At 65.9% G+C, this 16,341-nt stretch carries 14 protein-coding genes; 7 read left to right on the forward strand and 7 right to left on the reverse strand.

Translation table 11 applies throughout. The annotated features are described in order from the left end of the window. Positions 1 to 22: 22 nt before the first annotated feature. Together RT697_RS11260 and RT697_RS11265 are read left to right on the forward strand one after the other, a co-directional pair. Positions 23 to 529: a hypothetical protein gene (locus RT697_RS11260; RefSeq protein WP_313698904.1), complete on the forward strand. Its 507-nt coding sequence runs from the start codon at positions 23 to 25 to the stop codon at positions 527 to 529. A gap of 98 nt (positions 530 to 627) precedes the next feature. After that, a complete protein-coding gene (locus RT697_RS11265; protein ID WP_313698906.1) occupies positions 628 to 1,827 on the forward strand; it encodes an MFS transporter in 1,200 nt (399 codons plus the stop codon). Positions 1,828 to 2,088: 261 nt separating this feature from the next. On the opposite strand, the gene gltX is transcribed toward RT697_RS11265, so the two are convergent. Then, on the reverse strand, positions 2,089 to 3,495 hold the full coding sequence (gltX, locus tag RT697_RS11270) for a glutamate--tRNA ligase (RefSeq protein WP_313698908.1): 1,407 nt from the start codon (positions 3,493 to 3,495) through the stop codon (positions 2,089 to 2,091). A 134-nt stretch (positions 3,496 to 3,629) separates the two neighbouring features. Here gltX and RT697_RS11275 point away from each other — a divergent pair, with 134 nt between their 5' ends. Further along, positions 3,630 to 6,071, forward strand: coding sequence for a GNAT family N-acetyltransferase (locus tag RT697_RS11275; RefSeq protein ID WP_313698910.1), 2,442 nt, complete (start codon positions 3,630 to 3,632; stop codon positions 6,069 to 6,071). 92 nt (positions 6,072 to 6,163) lie between these two features. Here RT697_RS11275 and RT697_RS11280 read toward each other — a convergent pair whose 3' ends face one another. The 6 genes from RT697_RS11280 to yjgA form a co-directional block, all read right to left on the reverse strand. Continuing rightward, complete coding sequence (locus RT697_RS11280; protein WP_313698911.1) at positions 6,164 to 6,856, reverse strand: isochorismatase family cysteine hydrolase; 693 nt, start codon at positions 6,854 to 6,856, stop codon at positions 6,164 to 6,166. A 9-nt stretch (positions 6,857 to 6,865) separates the two neighbouring features. Then, entirely contained in the window at positions 6,866 to 7,702 is an 837-nt protein-coding gene (locus RT697_RS11285) for an ABC transporter permease (RefSeq protein ID WP_313698913.1), read from the reverse strand. Between the two features lie 3 nt (positions 7,703 to 7,705). Continuing rightward, positions 7,706 to 8,521 (reverse strand): ABC transporter ATP-binding protein, encoded by an 816-nt coding sequence (locus tag RT697_RS11290; RefSeq protein ID WP_056564409.1) that lies wholly within the window; start codon positions 8,519 to 8,521, stop codon positions 7,706 to 7,708. Then, positions 8,521 to 9,525: an ABC transporter substrate-binding protein gene (locus RT697_RS11295; RefSeq protein WP_409517423.1), complete on the reverse strand. Its 1,005-nt coding sequence runs from the start codon at positions 9,523 to 9,525 to the stop codon at positions 8,521 to 8,523. The genes RT697_RS11290 and RT697_RS11295 overlap by 1 nt, the downstream gene beginning before the upstream one ends. Positions 9,526 to 9,904: 379 nt before the next feature. Next, complete coding sequence (locus RT697_RS11300; protein ID WP_175125489.1) at positions 9,905 to 10,579, reverse strand: alpha/beta hydrolase; 675 nt, start codon at positions 10,577 to 10,579, stop codon at positions 9,905 to 9,907. A gap of 19 nt (positions 10,580 to 10,598) precedes the next feature. Further along, on the reverse strand, positions 10,599 to 11,150 hold the full coding sequence (yjgA, locus tag RT697_RS11305; protein ID WP_313698915.1) for a ribosome biogenesis factor YjgA: 552 nt from the start codon (positions 11,148 to 11,150) through the stop codon (positions 10,599 to 10,601). Between the two features lie 58 nt (positions 11,151 to 11,208). Between yjgA and pmbA the strand changes: the two genes are divergently transcribed. The 4 genes from pmbA to RT697_RS11325 all read left to right on the forward strand — a co-directional run bounded on the left by pmbA (position 11,209) and on the right by RT697_RS11325 (position 16,341). Then, positions 11,209 to 12,573, forward strand: coding sequence for a metalloprotease PmbA (gene pmbA, locus RT697_RS11310; protein WP_313698917.1), 1,365 nt, complete (start codon positions 11,209 to 11,211; stop codon positions 12,571 to 12,573). Positions 12,574 to 12,787: 214 nt separating this feature from the next. Beyond that, positions 12,788 to 13,882, forward strand: a complete 1,095-nt coding sequence (locus RT697_RS11315) for an ABC transporter substrate-binding protein (RefSeq protein WP_313698919.1) — start codon at positions 12,788 to 12,790, stop codon at positions 13,880 to 13,882. A 254-nt stretch (positions 13,883 to 14,136) separates the two neighbouring features. Further along, on the forward strand, positions 14,137 to 15,291 hold the full coding sequence (locus tag RT697_RS11320) for an ABC transporter substrate-binding protein (RefSeq protein WP_313698921.1): 1,155 nt from the start codon (positions 14,137 to 14,139) through the stop codon (positions 15,289 to 15,291). Between the two features lie 168 nt (positions 15,292 to 15,459). Beyond that, on the forward strand, positions 15,460 to 16,341 hold the full coding sequence (locus RT697_RS11325) for a branched-chain amino acid ABC transporter permease (RefSeq protein ID WP_056564389.1): 882 nt from the start codon (positions 15,460 to 15,462) through the stop codon (positions 16,339 to 16,341).

Here is a 16,341-nt window from a genome sequence, read left to right on the forward strand (position 1 = left end):
CGGCGGACGTCTTGAGGAAGTCATGAGCAGTGTGTTTTTGCGTACGGCAGGCGTTGCCTGCGCCCTCGTGATCCTGGCCGGTTGCGCCGCCAGGAAGCCCGCCGCCATCACCGAGGCCCAGCCCGCGGATCCGCCCAAGCCGGTGGCTTGCACGCCCGCCAAGGCCGGTGACCCGATGGTCGGCACCTGGTTGTCCAATTCGCGTCCGCGCGACGTGGCCGGCGACATGCAAGCGCTGATCGTGCTGTCGGCCGACGGTACGATGTCCTACGAATCCTTGCTGAAGATCGGCCGCAAGACGCGTCCCGCGCTGCGCGAGACGGGCTGCTGGAGCGTGGAAGACGGCGTCTATACGATGCGCACCACCAAGTCGGCGGGCGAGCCGGTGGACCCCACCGATCCGATCTATCTGAACCGCTACCGCGTTGAAAAGGTCGAGAAGGCCAAGCTGTCGCTGCGCGAGCTCAAGACCGGCGGCATGCAGCTCACCGCGCGCCGCATGCCGGCGGGCTACCGCCTCGCCTACTGAGCGTTGCGCCGGGCGGACACTTCGCCCGGCGGCTTCGCCAAGCGGGCCGGGCTGCGGTAAGGTGCGGGCTTCGACTTTCGCCCCGCCGCCGGTTATCCATGCCCGCCCTGTCCTCCGAAGCACGCGCGATCGCGCTGCTGGCGCTGGCCGCCTTTGTCAGCGCCAGCGCTTTCCGTATCTGTGATCCCATGCTGCCGCAACTGGCGGCGGAATTCGGCACCACCACCGGGCAGGCCGCCCGCGCGGTCACGGCGTTTGCCGTGGCCTATGGCGTGCTGCAGATGTTTTTTGGTCCGGTGGGCGACCGTTATGGCAAGTACCGCGTCGTCAGCGTCGCCACTGTGGCGTGCGCGCTGGGCAGCGCCGGCGCCGTGATGGCTGGTTCGCTCGACATGCTGGTGTTCTGCCGCGCCTTGTCGGGCGCAGCCGGCGCGGGCATCGTGCCCCTGTCCATGGCCTGGATCGGCGACAACGTTCCCTACGAACGCCGGCAGGCTACGCTGGCGCGTTTTCTGACGGGCACCATCCTCGGCATGTCCGCCGGCCAGCTTGCGGGCGGCCTGTTCGCCGATACCGTCGGCTGGCGCTGGGCCTTCGCTGCGCTGGTGGCGGGGTATCTGATCGTGGGTGTGCTGCTGCATCTGGAAGTGCGGCGCCAGCGGGCGTCCGGATTCGCGCAGGTCGATCCCTCCGCGCCACGCCAAGGCTTCATCGCGCAGGCGCGGCTGGTGCTGGGCACACCGTGGGCGCGCGTGGTGCTGGCGACGGTGTTCATCGAAGGCCTGCTGGTGTTCGGCGCGCTGGCCTTCGCGCCCTCATACCTGCATGAGCGATTCGATATCTCGCTGACTGCCGCCGGCGCGCTGGTCGCGGTGTACGCGGTGGGCGGGTTGATCTACACGGTTGTGGCGGGGCGCATCCTCAAGCGGCTCGGCGAGCGCGGCCTGGCTGTCGCGGGCGGGCTGGTGCTGGGCGTGGCGTTCCTGTCGTACCTGTTGGGGCCGGTGTGGATGTGGAGCCTGCTGGCTAGCGTCCTGGCGGGCTTTGGTTATTACCTGCTGCACGCGACGCTGCAGACGAATGCAACGCAGATGGTGCCGTCGGCGCGCGGCACGGCGGTCGCGTGGTTCGCGTCGTGCCTGTTCATGGGGCAGGCGGCCGGCGTCGCGCTGGCGGGGGCGGTGGTGGATGAGATCGGACCGGGCGCGCTATTCGGCGGCTCGGCCGTGCTGCTGCCGCTGCTGGGGGCGTTCTTTGCCCGAGCGCTGAAGGCGAGGGCGGCGATGCAGCAGGCGTGAACGGACTTCTCGCCATGCCGGACTGAAAACAGAAAGGGCCTTTTCATCGTTGGATGAAAAGGCCCTTGCTTTATGGGGGTGTCAGACACCCTGTAGGTGGCGTTCACCAGGGTGTCAGACACCTGGGCAGCAGGCAGGTCAGACACCTGGGCAGTAGGCATGCCAGACACCTTGGCAGCAGGCTTTCGGAGGGTGTCTGACACCCTGGTGAGATGCCCGTGGCGTTGCGGCGGCTCATCAAAGGGTGTCAGACACCCGGGTTCAGATCGCCGACAGTCGCTTGAGCACGGTTTCCTTGCCCAGCAGCGCCAACACCGCATCAACGGCAGGCGTCTGCGTCTGCCCGGTGACCGCCACGCGCAGCGGGATGGCCAGTTGGGGCATCTTCAATCCGCGGTCGGCCAACACGCCCTTGATCAGCGCGGACAGCGCTTCGCGCGTCCACTCCGCATCTTGCGCGCGCTGCGCGAAGTCGGCCAGCGCTTCACGAGCCGGCGCGGTCAGGTGCTGTTCGGCCAGGTCGGCCGGTGCGCCCTTGAACTCGCCGCAGAACAGCATGGCGCCGTCGGCCAGTTGCTCCAGCGTTTCAGCGCGGTCCTTCAGGAGGCCCATGACGCCCGGCAGATCGATCTTCTCGGGATAACCGCCGCGCGACGCCACGCGCGTGGCCACGCGCTCGGCCAGTTCGGCGTTGTCCATCTGTTTGATGTAGTGGGCGTTGACCCAGTTCAGCTTCTTGGGATCCCACTGCGACGCCGATTTGGACAGATGCTTGGTGTCGAACCACGACACCAGCTGATCGCGCGAGAAGAGTTCGTCGTCGCCGTGGCTCCAGCCCAGGCGGGCCAGGTAGTTGATCATGGCCTCGGGCAGGTAGCCCTCGTTGTCGTACTCCATGACGTTGACCGCGCCGTGGCGCTTGGACAGCTTTTCGCCGTCCGGGCCCAGGATCATCGGCACGTGGCCGTATTCCGGCAGGGTGGCGCCGAGCGCGCGCAGGATGTTGATCTGGCGAGGCGTGTTGTTGACGTGGTCGTCACCGCGCAGCACGTGCGTGATGCCCATGTCCCAGTCGTCGACCACGACGCAGAAGTTGTACGTGGGCGTGCCGTCCGGGCGCGCGATGATCAGGTCGTCGAGTTCGGTGTTGTCGAAGCTGATCGTGCCCTTGACCATGTCGTTCCAGGCCGTGGCGCCGTCCTGGGGGTTCTTGAAGCGCACGACGGGCTTGCGGCCTTCGGGGATGGCGGGCAGCGTCTTGCCGGGTTCCGGGCGCCAGGTGCCGTCATAGCGCGGCTTGTCGCCGCGGGCGCGGGCGGCCTCGCGCATCGCTTCGACTTCTTCGGGCGAGCTGTAGCAATGGTAGGCGGTGCCGGCGGCCAGCATCTGGGCCACGACTTCGCGGTACCGGTCCATGCGCTGCATCTGATAGAAGGGGCCTTCGTCCGGCTGCATGCCCAGCCATTCCATGCTGTCCAGAATGGCCTGCACCGCTTCCGGCGTGGACCGCTCGACGTCCGTGTCCTCGATGCGCAGCACGAAGGTGCCCTTGTGATGGCGCGCGAAGGCCCAGGAGAACAGCGCGGTGCGCGCGCCGCCCAAATGCAGGAAACCGGTGGGCGAAGGCGCGAAGCGGGTGCGAATGGGAGTAGTGGCGTTGGAAGTCATAGGTGGCAGTGTTAGCGGCTGCGGCGCCACAAAGCGGCGTCGGGCAGTGTCCTCATCAAGCGGACAGCGGGCTTGTCTTGATACGATGAACGCTATTTTAGATTAGTGTGAACAGGCCCTGGCCCGACCTCCCCATGTTGAGACACGCTCTTGCGCCGATGTTCGAACCCGCCTCGCTGGTGATCGTGGCCGATCGGCCGCTGCCCGCGGCAAGTTCCCTGTCTCCTGCCCTGAAGGCGAAGACCACGGTTGTCGCCGTCGAACCCGGCGCCGCGCCTGACCTGCCGGACAAGCTCGAAGGCCTGGCCCAAGGCGACCGGCCTGATCTGGCCCTGGTTTGCGTGTCGCCCGCCGTGCTGCCCGAAACGCTGCGCCGCCTGGCGCCGCTGTCGCCCCGCGCCGTGATCCTGCTGCCCCACGAACTGCCCGACCCGTATCCGCGCGGCACGCTGGCGCTGTGCCGGGCCTGGGCCGAGGAAAACCACTGTGAACTGCTGGGCCCGCGCTCCTTCGGCGCGCAGCGGCCGCACGCCGGCCTGAACTTCAGCCAGCACCCGGTGCTGGCGCGCAGCGGCCGCGTGGCGCTGGTGGCGCAGTCGCGATCCATCATGGCCGCCGTCATGGACTGGGCCGAAGACGTGCACATCGGCTTTTCCACCGCCGTGTCGCTGGGCGACGAAGCCGTGGTGGGCCTGCCCAAGCTGCTGGACTACCTGGCCAGCGATCCGCGCACGGACAGCATCGTCCTCTACCTGGAAGACGTCGGACCCGCCCGCGAATTCATGAGCACGCTGCGGGCCGCAGCCAGCATCAAGCCGGTCATCGTGCTCAAGGCCGGCCGCTCAGACGCCGACAGCAGCGACGCCATCTTCGACGCGGCCCTGCGCCGGGCGGGCGCGGTGCGCGTGCGCTACTTCGTGCAGCTCTTCTCGGCTGTGAAAGTGCTGGGCTACACGCGCCGTCCCAAGGGCCGCCGCGTGGCGCTCATCTCCAACGGCAGCGGCCCCCCGCAGCTCGCCATGGACCTGATCGGCCCCGACGCCGCCGTCCTGCGCGCCGACCTGGCGCCCGCCACGCAGCGCGCGCTGGCCGAGATGCTGGAGCCCGACGCCGGCACCGCCAACCCCGTCATCACCTATCTGCCGATGACGCCCGAGCGCATCCGCGCCATGCTCGAAGCCGTCCTGGACGACGCCGGCGTGGACGGCGTGCTGGTGTTGTTGGCGCCCGATGCCCTGGCCGACATGCCCGCGGTGGCTCGCGAACTGGCGCAGATCGCACCGTCGGCCAAGAAGCCCGTGGTGACCTGCTTCATGGGCGACGCCGGCATGCGGCCATTGCGGCGCATGCTGGACGATGCGGGCACGTCGGCGTTCCGCACGCCCGAGTCGGCCGCGGACGCGTTCGGCGTGCTGGCGTCGCACCACTACAACCAGCAATTGCTGTTGCAGACGCAGCCGCCCGAACCCGCCAGCCATGTGCCGGACCTGGCCGCGGCGCGCGAGATCGTCGCGCGCGTGCGCGCCGATTGCCGGCGCGAACTGAATACGGCTGAAATCCGCACCTTGCTGTCGCTGTTCTATGTGCCGCTGTCCGACGCCGCCGCGCCGGTTGCGGCTGCCGACGCCGAGTCCCGGCCCATGGCGATCCGCGTGCGGCGCGATCCGCAGTTCGGTCCCGTCATCCGCTTTGGCGCGGGCGGTCCGGACGCGGTGCTGTCGCTGGCCGAGCGCGGTATTGATCTGCCGCCGCTGAACGGGTATCTGGCGCGCCAGCTCATTGAACGCAGCCGGCTGTGGCGCCGCGTGCTGGCCCCCCGGGTCGGCCACCTGGCCGCCGAGGCATTGCAGCAAACCTTGGTGCTGGTGTCCGAGCTGGTGTCGGAACTGCCCGACATCGAATCCCTGGACATCGATCCGCTCTACGCCGGCGAAACGCATCTGCGCGCCGGCGGCCTGCGCATGACGCTGACCGATACGCCGGGCTGCGCCTCGCCGCAGACCACCGGCTACCCGCACATGGCGATCCACCCGTATCCGGCGCGGCTGGTGCAGGTGCGCCGCTTCGACGACGGCATCCCGTGGGTCCTGCGCCCGATCCGCCCCGAAGACGGCGAGGCGCTGCAGGAATTCATCCGCGGCCTGTCGGAGCGGTCGCGGTACATGCGGTTCGTGTCGATGATGCGCGAACTCACGCCGCGCATGGTGTCGCGCTACACGCAGGTGGACTATCACCGCGAACTCGCGCTGGTGGCGGCGACACAGGTGCCCAATCCCGCCAATCGCGGCCATCCGCGCGAAGTGCTGGTGGGCTTTGCCCACTACCTGCGCAATCCCGACGGCCGGGGCGCGGAATACGCGCTGGTGATCGGCGACGACTGGCAACGGCGCGGGTTGGGACGTCAGCTCATGACCGCGCTGATCGACGCCGCGCGCGAGCAGGGCCTGGAATACATCGACGGGCTGGTGCTGTCGACGAACCGGCCCATGCTGGCGCTGATGACGAGCCTGGGCTTCACCAACGACCGCGATCCCGAGGATCCAACGATGCGCCGGGTCTGGCTGGATCTGGGGTGAGTCCAAGCCCGGGCTGAGCCTAGGTCTGTGCCGGGATCTGTGCCTGGGTCTGCGCCTGGGCCTGTGCTCGAAACCCGGCGCGCCGGGTCGCTTCAGGCGGTCCGGCGCGACGGCTGCGCGGGCTTTATCCGCGCGGCCGCTTCGTCCACCGACAGCACGTCGCCAAAAAACAGCATCCAGCCGTGCAGCGCGTTTTCGTGCTCGGCCGGCGTCACGGCGGCCAGCGCGTCGTCGATCATGATGGTCCGAAAGTCCCGCATCATCGCGTCGCGCGCGGTGGATTCGCAGCACACGTTGGTGACGGTGCCGGATATCAACAGCGTATCCACGCCCAGCCCGCGCAGCAGCGGCTCCAGTTCCGACGAGCCCGGCGCCATCGCACTGTAAAAGCGCTTGACCACGCGCAGGTCCGTGGCCTGCGCGTGCAGATCCGGATGCAGCGCGAAACCCGGCGAATCGCGGCGCAGCGTCTCCAGGCGGCGCGCGCTGCGCTCCGGCGTCAGCATCACGCCGTGATGATGCGACCAGAACACGTCCGCGTTGTCCGACGCCGTCTGCACCCACACCACGACGCCGCCCGCATCGCGCACGGCGCCGCACAGGCGGTTGATGGGGGCGATGATGTCCCGCGCCGGTGCGCATTCGCCCTGATAGCCCGGCATCAGGAAATACTGCTGCATGTCGATCACCAGCACCGCGGTGCGCGCGGCCGGCAGTTCGTCATAGGGATGCAGGCAGCCCTGACGGGCCACGACGCGATCCTTCACCCACTGGGGGAAATCCATGCTGCCTCCTTAGCCGTAGCGCCGCGCCACGACGGACTCGACGCGGTAGATGATGAGATACATGACGCTGGAAATCAGCGCCAGCATCACGATGGCGGTCATGACGATGTTCAGCTTGAACACCTGGCTGCCGTTCATGATGAGAAAGCCCAGGCCCGAATCCGCCGACTGGAACTCGCCCACGATCACGCCCACCAGCGCCAGGCCGATGTTCATCTTCACGGCGGCGATCAGCGTGGGCACACTGCCCGGCAGCACGACCTTGGTCAGCACCTGCCAGCGGCTGGCGCCGAAGGTGTGGGCGAGCTTCACCTTGTTCAGGTCGATGCCGCGGAATCCCGCATACACGACCATGATGGTCACGAACACCGCAATGGCGACCGCCATGCCGTAGACCGCGTAGTCCGAGCCCAGCCACAGATAGAAGATCGGCACGAACGCGATCTTCGGCATGGCATTGGCCACCACCAGGAAGGGGTCCAGGACCTTGTACAGAAAGTCGGACCACCACAGCGCGGCCGCCACCACGATCCCGATGCCCATGCTGAGCACAAAGCCGACCAGCGTCGCCGACAGCGTCGTCATGATGTGCTTGCCCAGGCTGCCGTGGTTCCACAGTTCCAGGAACGTGGGCCACAGCGCGCTGGGATAGCTGGTGAGCAGCGGATTGACGATGTGCATGCGCGGCAGGATTTCCCACGCGCACAGAAAGACCGCCAGCAGCAGCGCCTGGGCGACGCGGATATTGCGGCGGCGCGCGCGGTCGCGGCGCAGGTAGTTCAGGTATTTCTCGCTGGGCCCGGGCACGGCGCGCAGCGGAACGGTATTGGCAATCGGCGCGTTCATGGGTCAGCCCTCCACGTGGACATCCAGCTCGTCCCAGAGCTGTTTGAAGTAGGTGTTGAACTCTGGCCGCGAGCGCGCCTGGAAAGGCGTGGGGCGGACCTGACCGTCACCGTAATGGATACGGTACTGGCTCTTCAGTCGTCCGGGCCGTCGCGACAGCACGATCACGCGGTCGGTCATGGCGATGGCCTCGCCGATGTCGTGCGTCACCAGCACCACCGTCTTGCCTTCGCGCCGCAGGATGTCCACGACTTCGTCGGAGATCGCCAGCCGCGTCTGCGAATCCAGCGCCGAAAACGGTTCGTCCAGCAGGATCACGTCGGGCTCGGTCACCAGCGTGCGCGCCAGCGCCGCGCGTTGGCGCATGCCGCCGGACAGTTGCCGCGGCGTGTGCGACAGGAACGCGCCCAGGCCGCATTTTTCAAGCAGGTGCACGGCCCGCGCCTCGCTGCGCGCGTCGCGCCGTCCCTGGATCTCGGCGCCCAGCATCACGTTGTCCAGGATGGTGCGCCACTCGAACAGGTAGTCCTGCTGCAGCATGTAGCCGATGCGGGCGTTCGGTTTGGTCACCGCCTGCCCGTCGACCAGCACCGCGCCCGAGGTTGGCGGGATCAGACCCGCGATCAACGACAGCAGCGTGCTCTTGCCACAGCCGCTTTGCCCGATCAGGCTGACGAACTCGCCCGGCGCCAGGCTGAACGAGACGTTCGATAGCGCCTCGGTCTCGCCTTCCGGCGTGAAGTACGAAAGACAAACCTCGCGCAGTTCGATCTTGGCCGTGGCGGGCGCCGGCTTCAGGTTGTGGATGGCGGCGCCCATCATTGCGCCTTCTTGGCAAAGTCGGTGATCACCACGTCCTCGTACTTCACGCGGGCGCTGTCCTTCATGACGGCGCTGGCCACCAGCATGTCCTGCAGCTGTGTCATCGCCTGCGCGGTCACCAGTGGCGTGGTCTTCCAGATCTGGTATTGCTTGTAGCGCTCGATCGCCTCGGTCACCGCGGCCTGGTCCATGCCGGGGAAGAAGGTCATGATCTGCGGAGCCAGCGTGGCGGCGGGCGTGTCCTTCACGTACTTCTCGGCGCGCGCCACCACGTCGGTCCAGGCCTGGATGACCTTGGGGTTGTCGCGGATGTATTTGTCGGTGGCGGTGAAGACCGTGTAGTCCACTTGCCCGACCTCATGTCCCACCGACGCGACGATGTGCCCCTTGCCGTTGCGCACCAGCTCGCCGGCCTCGGGCTCCAGGAAGATGCCGTATTCGCCCTGGCCTGCCATCCAGGCGCCGGCGCGCGCGGGGATGCCGATGTTGTTGAGCAGCTTTACGTCCTTCTGCGGATCCAGGCCGTGCTTGCGCAGCGCGGTCTCCAGGAACACGATGGGATTCGATCCCGGACGAAAGCCGATGACTTCCTTGCCCTTGAGCATGGACCAGTCGAACTTGTCGACCGGCTTGCGCGACAGCAGGAAAAAGCCGTCGGTGGCGGTAAGCCCCGCGAAGATCTTGGGCTTGACCGGCGATTCGCTGTTCTGCACGTAGATGGACGCCTCGGGTCCGATCAGCACGATGTCTGCGCTGCCCGACAGCAGGGCGGTCATGCCCTTGTCGGTGCCTTGCGAGGTCTTCATGGACACGTCCAGCCCGGCGTCCTTGAAGTACCCCTGCGACAGCGCGACGTACTTCGGCACGTACAGGATGGATCGCACCACTTCTTCGTAGCGCACCTTCACGGGGGGATTCAGGGCTTCAGCCTGGGCGGCCAAAGGGGCAAGCAGCGCGAGCAGCGCCGCGCCTGCCAGGTGGGGCAAGGGCAAGGTCTTCACGGGACTTTCTCCTGCGTCTTGAATGCGCCGATGAATCGGCGCAACACGGCCAATGGGATGGATCGACTGCAACAACAGGGAAGCCCGAACAGAGGAGGCCCGGGCCGGTGAGGCTTGGATCGAATACTATATTCAAGACAAGCGGGGGACAAGCCTTTTACGATTGGCGTTTTTCTCTATGGACGCGAATCTGCCAAGCGCCGAAAATGCGCAGCTGGAATACCAGTTGGTATACAAAATGATGTTTTGGGGCGTTCGGGCTGTCGAGCCAACGCGGGTGGTTCACCCATCGTAGGCGCGCTGGCGATGCGCGCCCATCGGCCAGGAACACGAGCCGCGCCTTGCGCGCCGCCCGTCCTCGTCCCTGGTCCGTGCTGCGCTAGACCAGCACTTCGTTCAGGAAGTCCGAAATGTCCGCCACTTCCTCGGCGCAGACCGAGTGCGGCATCGGGTACGTGTGCCAGCGCACGTCGTAGCCCAGGCGTTTGAGTTCCGCCAACGACGCTTCCGCCCGCGCCAGCGACACCACCGGATCGTACTGACCGTGAGCCATGAAGATGGGCGTGGCATTGTTGGCGGGCTGGCGCTCGGCTTCAGCCGTGTCCAGCAGCGGCAGATAACCAGACAGCGCCATCATGCCGGCCAGCTTCTCTTTCAGGCGCAGGCCCGTGTGCAAGGTCATGGCGCTGCCTTGCGAGAACCCCGCCAGCACGATGTTCGACGTCGGGATGCCACGCGCGTTTTCGCGCGCGATCAATTGATGGATGGCGGCTTCCGAGGCGCGGATGCCGCGGCCGTCTTCCACGCGCACCAGATCCATCACCAGGATGTCGTACCAAGAACGCATCGACATGCCGTTGTTGATGGTGACCCGCTGAACCGGCGCATTCGGGAACACGAAACGCACGCCGCGCCCGGCGGGCAGGCGCAGTTCCGGCACGATGGGCGCGAAATCGTTGCCGTCGGCGCCCAGGCCGTGCAGCCAGATCACGGCATGCGTGGGGTTGGGAGCGGTTTCGATCTCGATGCAGTCGAGCAGGTCGGGTGCGGTCATGGACGGGCCGTAGGGAATATCAGAGGGTGAGGGTCTTGAGTGCCTGGAACAGCGCGCGGTAGTGCTTCTTCTGCGGCTCCTGGCCCTGCAGCAGCGACGCGTTGGCCAGCTTTTCCTTGCGCGCCGCGCGGATCAGCGTGCGCAATTGCTGCACGTCGGCCTGCGGGTTGTTGGACAGGAGGCGGGTCAGGGCGTCGTCGTCATCGAGCAGGCGGTCACGCAGCCCCTCAAGACGGTGCATGGCGGCCGTTTCCTCGCGGGAGCCGTTCTCCCAGACATCGAGCTGTTTGCGGATGTCGTCGGCCGGCGCGTCGCGCATCAGCTTGCCCACGAAGTGGACCTGACGCCGCAAACCCTCGCGGCCGGTGGTGCGCTGGGCCATGCGGATGGCCTCGTACAACCGCTCTGCGAGCGGCAACTGCTTCAGACGTTCGGGCGACAGCGCGATCAATTGCTTGCCCAGGTCCAGCAGGGCGTGCATGTCACGCTTGACCTGGGACTTGCTGGGACGGTCGTAACCGTTCTCGTCGTAACCGTCGTCGACGGAATCTTCTTGGGGATGGGAATTCATGGAAAACTGCGCAATGACAGACTTGGCTATGATAACCGTCTCTGCAAATTGGACTGCAATGGTTAAAACCTCCTCATCCTTGCCGCTGGCGGCGAATCACGCGCGTTTTTCCGAACTTGTCGAACAAACCCTGGCCTACGCGCGCCAGATCGGCGCTTCCGACGCCGCCGCGGAAGTCTCCGAAAGCCTGGGACTGTCCGTCTCGGTCCGCAAGAACGACATCGAAACCGTTGAGCAGACGCGCGACCGGGCGCTGGACCTGACGGTCTACGCCGGCCAAAGCCGCGGCTCCGCGTCGACGTCCGACTTTTCCGAGGCCGCCCTGCGCCAGACGGTCGAAGCCGCCTGGCACATCGCCCGCCATACCGCCGCCGACCCGGCCGCCGGCCTGCCCGACGCCGATCAACTGGCCACCGAATTCCCCGACCTGGACCTGCACCGCGCCTGGACCGTCTCCACCGAGGAAGCGGCCGAACTGGCGCTGCGCGCCGAGCGCGCCGCCCGCGAGGTCGATGCGCGCATCACCAACACCGACGGCGCCACCGTCGGCACGTACGAAGGCCAGTTCGTGATGGGCAACACGCGCGGCTTCCTGGGCGGTTATCCGTATTCCCGCCACAGCCTGTCCGTCGCGCCCATCGCGGGCCGCGGCAACGGCATGCAGCGCGACTACTGGTACACGTCAGAGCGCGATCCCGCCAAGCTGGCCTCGCCCGAGGCCATCGGCCGCTACGCCGCCGAACGCACGCTGTCGCGCCTGTCGGCCCGTCGCGTGCGCACCGGCAAGTTCCCGGTCCTGTTCGAAGCGCCGCTGGCGCTCGGCCTGGTCGGCGCGCTGACGCAGGCCGTCAACGGCGGCGCCCTGTACCGCAAGGCCAGCTTCCTGGTCGATTCGCTGGGCAAGCCGCTCTTTCCCAAGCACATCAATCTGGTCGAAGACCCGCACATCCGCGGCGCCATGGGCAGTTCGCCGTTCGACGACGAAGGCGTGCGCACGCGCCGCCGCAACGTGGTGTCGGATGGCGTACTCGAAGGCTACTTCCTGTCGTCGTACACCGCCCGCAAGCTGGGCATGACCACCACCGGCAACGCCGGCGGCTCGCACAACCTGGTGTTCAGCTCCACCCAGACCCGCCGCGGCGACGATTTCGAAGCCATGCTCAAGAAGCTTGGCACGGGCTTTCTCGTCACCGAACTGATCGGGCAGGGCGTCAACTACGTGACGGGCGACTACTCGCGCGGCGCCTTCGGCTATTGGGTCGAAAACGGTCAGATCCAGCATGCGGTGCAGGAAGTCACCATTGCCGGCAACCTGGCCGACATGTTCAAGCAGATCGTCGCGATCGGCGCCGACACGATCTCGCGCGGCACCAAGACCACGGGCTCGATCCTCATCGAGCAGATGGCGATCGCCGGGATCTGATCCCGCGAGCCGGCGGCGCGCAACGCGCCGCCGGTTTCCTGCAATTTGCCCGCTTTGCAATCCCTCCGCATTGCAACCCCCCGGGATTGCAACCCCGCGGCATTGCAACCCCTTTTTGCTCGGGATTTCCTCTAGCCGTTCCGGCCATAGCCACCGTGTAATATCCGGCGGGTATTGCTCAAAGTCCCGGGTGTTGCCGTATAGGAGCAAAGTGATGCAACGACGTTCATTCCTGAAGCGTGCCAGCCTGGGCGCCGTCGCTGGCGCCGCCGTCAGCGCGCCCGCGTTCGCCCAGGACATGCCCTCGGTCAGCTGGCGCCTGTCTTCCGGCTTTCCCAGCGTCCTGGACCTGCGCGTCGGCGCCGCCGAAACCTTCTGCAAGTTCGTCGCCGAATCCACGGGCGGCAAGTTCAACATCCGCCACTTTCCGGACGGCGAAGTCGTTGCCGCCGCCGACCTGATGGAAGCGGTGTCCACCAAAAAGGTGGAATGCGGCCACGTCTCCTCGCGCCTCTACTACGCCAAGAATCCCGCCTTCAGCTTCGACGCGGCCGTGCCGTTCGGCCTGAACGCGCGCCAGATGAACGCCTGGATGAGCGAAGGCGGGGGTCTGCGCCTGACACGCGAGCTCTTCAAGCCCGAAAAGATCATCAATTTTCCGCTGGGCAATACCGGCGCCCAGATGGGCGGCTGGTACGTGAAGGAAATCAAGCGCCCCGGCGACCTGAAAGATCTGAAGATGCGGGTCGGCGGATTGGCCGGCGACGTGCTGTCCCGTCTGGGCGTCCTCCCGCAGCAGGCCGACCTGGCCAAGCTGGCCGAGGCCTTCGAAAAGGATGGCTTGCAGGCCGTGGCGGGGGCGGGCGCGTACGAGGACGCCAAGCTCGGACTGAATAAAGTAGCTAAGTATTACTACGCACCCGGTTGGTGGGCGGGCGGCGAACAGCTCTCGCTCTACATCAACGACGAGGCCTGGAACCAACTGCCCAAGCACTATCAGGCCGTGGTGCAGTCCGCCGCGCTAGCCGCGCACACCACTGCGACGGCGCGATACGACGCGCTGAACCCTCAGGCGCTCGCGCAATTGACCTCGAATGGCGCGCAAGTGCGGGCATTCCCCCGGTCGATCATGGACGCTGCGTTTGAGGCATCTCAGCAGGTCTACAAGGACTTGGGCGCCAAAGACCCCAGATTCAAGGCATTGCATGATAGTTACATGGGCTTTCGCGACAGTGAGATGCCGTGGTTTCGCCTGACTGAGGGCGCGTTCGGCCAGTATCTGGGCGTGGCGTTGTCGGCCAGGAGTTAGGAGGAAGCCGGTGCCGAATGGCATTCGGTGAGTTTCAGGGTTTGTGCTAGTAACCACACGTTTTTTACAAAAAAATGGGCGGTTTTGAGGCTTTTGTTGAACGGCATTCGAGTTTCGGCCTGATACAAAGGAGTAATATCCCGGGTCTTGACGCGCATACATGCGGCCTTTAGGCGGCATCGACGTCAATCCGGCAGGATTACATCAGCCCGGATTACCAATATTCCGAGACAGACTTAAAGGTGGTAACAACCATGCAATCCAAGACCAAAAAGCTGCTGGCCGCGCTGATCGCCGCCGGCATCGTCCCGGCCGCCCACGCTGCCGACATCAAGCTGGGCGTGGCTGAAGCCCTGTCCGGCGGCGCCGCCCAGTACGGCGTGTCGATCCGCAACGGTTTCCAGCTCGCTGCCGACGAAATCAATGCCGCAGGCGGCATCAACGGCAACAAGATCGTCCTGGTGATCGAAGACGAACAAGGCAAGAAAGAAGAAGCCATCAACGTCTTCAAGAAGCTGATCTTCAAGGACAACGTCCTGATGGTCTTCGGTCCCACCCTGTCGAACTCCGCCCAGGCCGCCGACCCGGTCGCCCAGGCCGCCAAGACGGTCGCTTTCGGCACCTCCAACACCGCTGACGGCATCACCTCCATCGGCAACTACGTCTTCCGCAACTCGGTCACCGAAGCCGACGTGCTGCCCGCCACCATTTCCACCGTCAAGGCCAAGACCGGCCTGAAGAACGTTGCGGTGCTCTACGGCAACGACGACGTCTTCACCAAGAGCGGCTACGACAACTTCAAGAAGGCCCTGGAAGACCAGAAGATCCCGGTCACCACGACCGAAACGTTCGCCAAGGGCGACGTGGACTTCAAGGCCCAGCTCACCAAGATCAAGGGCACCAACCCCGACGCCATCGTGCTGTCCGCACTGCTGGCCGAAGGCGCCCCGATCATGGTCCAGGCCCGCCAGCTCGGCCTGAACGTGCCCGTCATCGGCGGCAACGGCATGAACTCGGTCAAGATTTTCGACCTGGCCCCCGGCGGCGCGTCGAACAATCTCTGGATCGGCAGCCCGTGGTCGATCGAGAACAAGGCCCCCGAGAACGTCAAGTTCATCGACGCCTACAAGGCCAAGTTCACGAATGCCCCCGACCAGTTCGCGGCGCAGTCGTATGACGCCATGTACATCGTCGCCCAGGCCCTGAAGAACACCAAGATCACCGGCGAACTGGCCAAGGATCGCGCTGCCCTGCGCGACGCCCTGCCTGCCGTGACCTGGACCGGCGCCACCGGCCCGTTCAAGTTCCGCCAGGCCAACGACCGCGCCGGCAAGCCGGCCGGTTACGACGCCGACCAGGCGCCGATCGTCAGCGTGACCAAGGACGGCAAGTACGTCATCGAGAAGTAAGCAGTACGCATCCCCGCGCGGGGGGATGCGCCTTGCGGATGGCCTGCCGGCCGTCTGCAAGGCGCTTTTTATCGCAGGGCCGTCCCAAGTAGAAGGCTTCCCTGGAAGCAGAAAAGACCTCGCTGTGGGCACGGCGAGGTGGCCCTCTCAGATCTGGAAAGTCCCATCATGTTCGAACAACAATTCGTCAATGCCTTGTCGCTGGGCTGTGTGTATGCACTGTTCGCGCTCGGCTTCACGCTGATCTTCGGCGTGCTCGGGGTGATCAACCTGGCGCATGGCGCCGTCTTCATGGTTGGCGCCTACGCGGCACTCGTCGTGGTCCAGCAGTTCAGCCTGCCCTTGTGGGCCGCGCTGATGGTCGCGTTCTTCGTCGCCGGCTTTACCGGGGTCATCATCGACTACCTGGTCCTCAAGCCGCTGCGCAAGCGCAACGCACCTCACCTGATTCCCATGATCGCCACCATCGGTGTCGGCATCATCCTGAACAACGGCGCCCAAAGCATCTTTGGCGCCAGCAACCTGCGCTTCCCGCACGGCACCGTGCCCGAGGAAGTCATCGAAGTCGCCGGCCTGCACCTGACCGTCATCGAACTGGGCATCATCTTCCTGTCGTTCGCGCTGATGGCCGTGCTGATGTACGTCATGCGCCGCACGCAATTCGGCCGCGCGCTGCGCGCCATCGCCGAATCGCCCAAGGCGGCCTGGCTGCTGGGCATCAACGTCGAAAAGCTGTTCATCACCACTTCGTTCGCCGCGGCCGCCCTGGGCGGCGTGGCCGGCGTGCTGATCGGCCTGTACTCGAACGCGCTGTTCCCGCTGATGGGCCAACCGATGCTGCACAAGGGCATCGCGGTCATCATCCTGGGCGGCATGGGAGACATCCGCGGCGCCATGCTGGGCGGTCTCTTCCTGGGCTTCGCCGAGGTGCTGTCCGTGGCTTACATCGGCTCCACCATGCGCGACGCGGTGGCTTTCGGCCTGCTGTTCCTGATCCTGCTGGTCCGCCCGCAAGGTCTGTTCGGCAAAGTGGTTCAACGCAAGGCTTAA

This window comes from Achromobacter sp., from assembly GCF_032113835.1.
In the GTDB taxonomy this organism is placed as follows: Bacteria; Pseudomonadota; Gammaproteobacteria; order Burkholderiales; family Burkholderiaceae_B; genus Achromobacter.

Excerpts from the sequence above, each read along its gene's own strand:
- yjgA (WP_313698915.1), bottom strand. The coding sequence starts at position 11,150 with ATGAATTCCCATCCCCAAGAAGATTCCGTCGACGACGGTTACGACGAG.
- pmbA (WP_313698917.1), top strand. The coding sequence starts at position 11,209 with ATGGTTAAAACCTCCTCATCCTTGCCGCTGGCGGCGAATCACGCGCGT.
- RT697_RS11265 (WP_313698906.1), top strand. The coding sequence starts at position 628 with ATGCCCGCCCTGTCCTCCGAAGCACGCGCGATCGCGCTGCTGGCGCTG.
- RT697_RS11320 (WP_313698921.1), top strand. The coding sequence starts at position 14,137 with ATGCAATCCAAGACCAAAAAGCTGCTGGCCGCGCTGATCGCCGCCGGC.
- RT697_RS11275 (WP_313698910.1), top strand. The coding sequence starts at position 3,630 with ATGTTGAGACACGCTCTTGCGCCGATGTTCGAACCCGCCTCGCTGGTG.
- gltX (WP_313698908.1), bottom strand. The coding sequence starts at position 3,495 with ATGACTTCCAACGCCACTACTCCCATTCGCACCCGCTTCGCGCCTTCG.
- RT697_RS11280 (WP_313698911.1), bottom strand. The coding sequence starts at position 6,856 with ATGGATTTCCCCCAGTGGGTGAAGGATCGCGTCGTGGCCCGTCAGGGC.
- RT697_RS11285 (WP_313698913.1), bottom strand. The coding sequence starts at position 7,702 with ATGAACGCGCCGATTGCCAATACCGTTCCGCTGCGCGCCGTGCCCGGG.
- RT697_RS11315 (WP_313698919.1), top strand. The coding sequence starts at position 12,788 with ATGCAACGACGTTCATTCCTGAAGCGTGCCAGCCTGGGCGCCGTCGCT.
- RT697_RS11325 (WP_056564389.1), top strand. The coding sequence starts at position 15,460 with ATGTTCGAACAACAATTCGTCAATGCCTTGTCGCTGGGCTGTGTGTAT.
- RT697_RS11290 (WP_056564409.1), bottom strand. The coding sequence starts at position 8,521 with ATGGGCGCCGCCATCCACAACCTGAAGCCGGCGCCCGCCACGGCCAAG.
- RT697_RS11300 (WP_175125489.1), bottom strand. The coding sequence starts at position 10,579 with ATGACCGCACCCGACCTGCTCGACTGCATCGAGATCGAAACCGCTCCC.
- RT697_RS11260 (WP_313698904.1), top strand. The coding sequence starts at position 23 with ATGAGCAGTGTGTTTTTGCGTACGGCAGGCGTTGCCTGCGCCCTCGTG.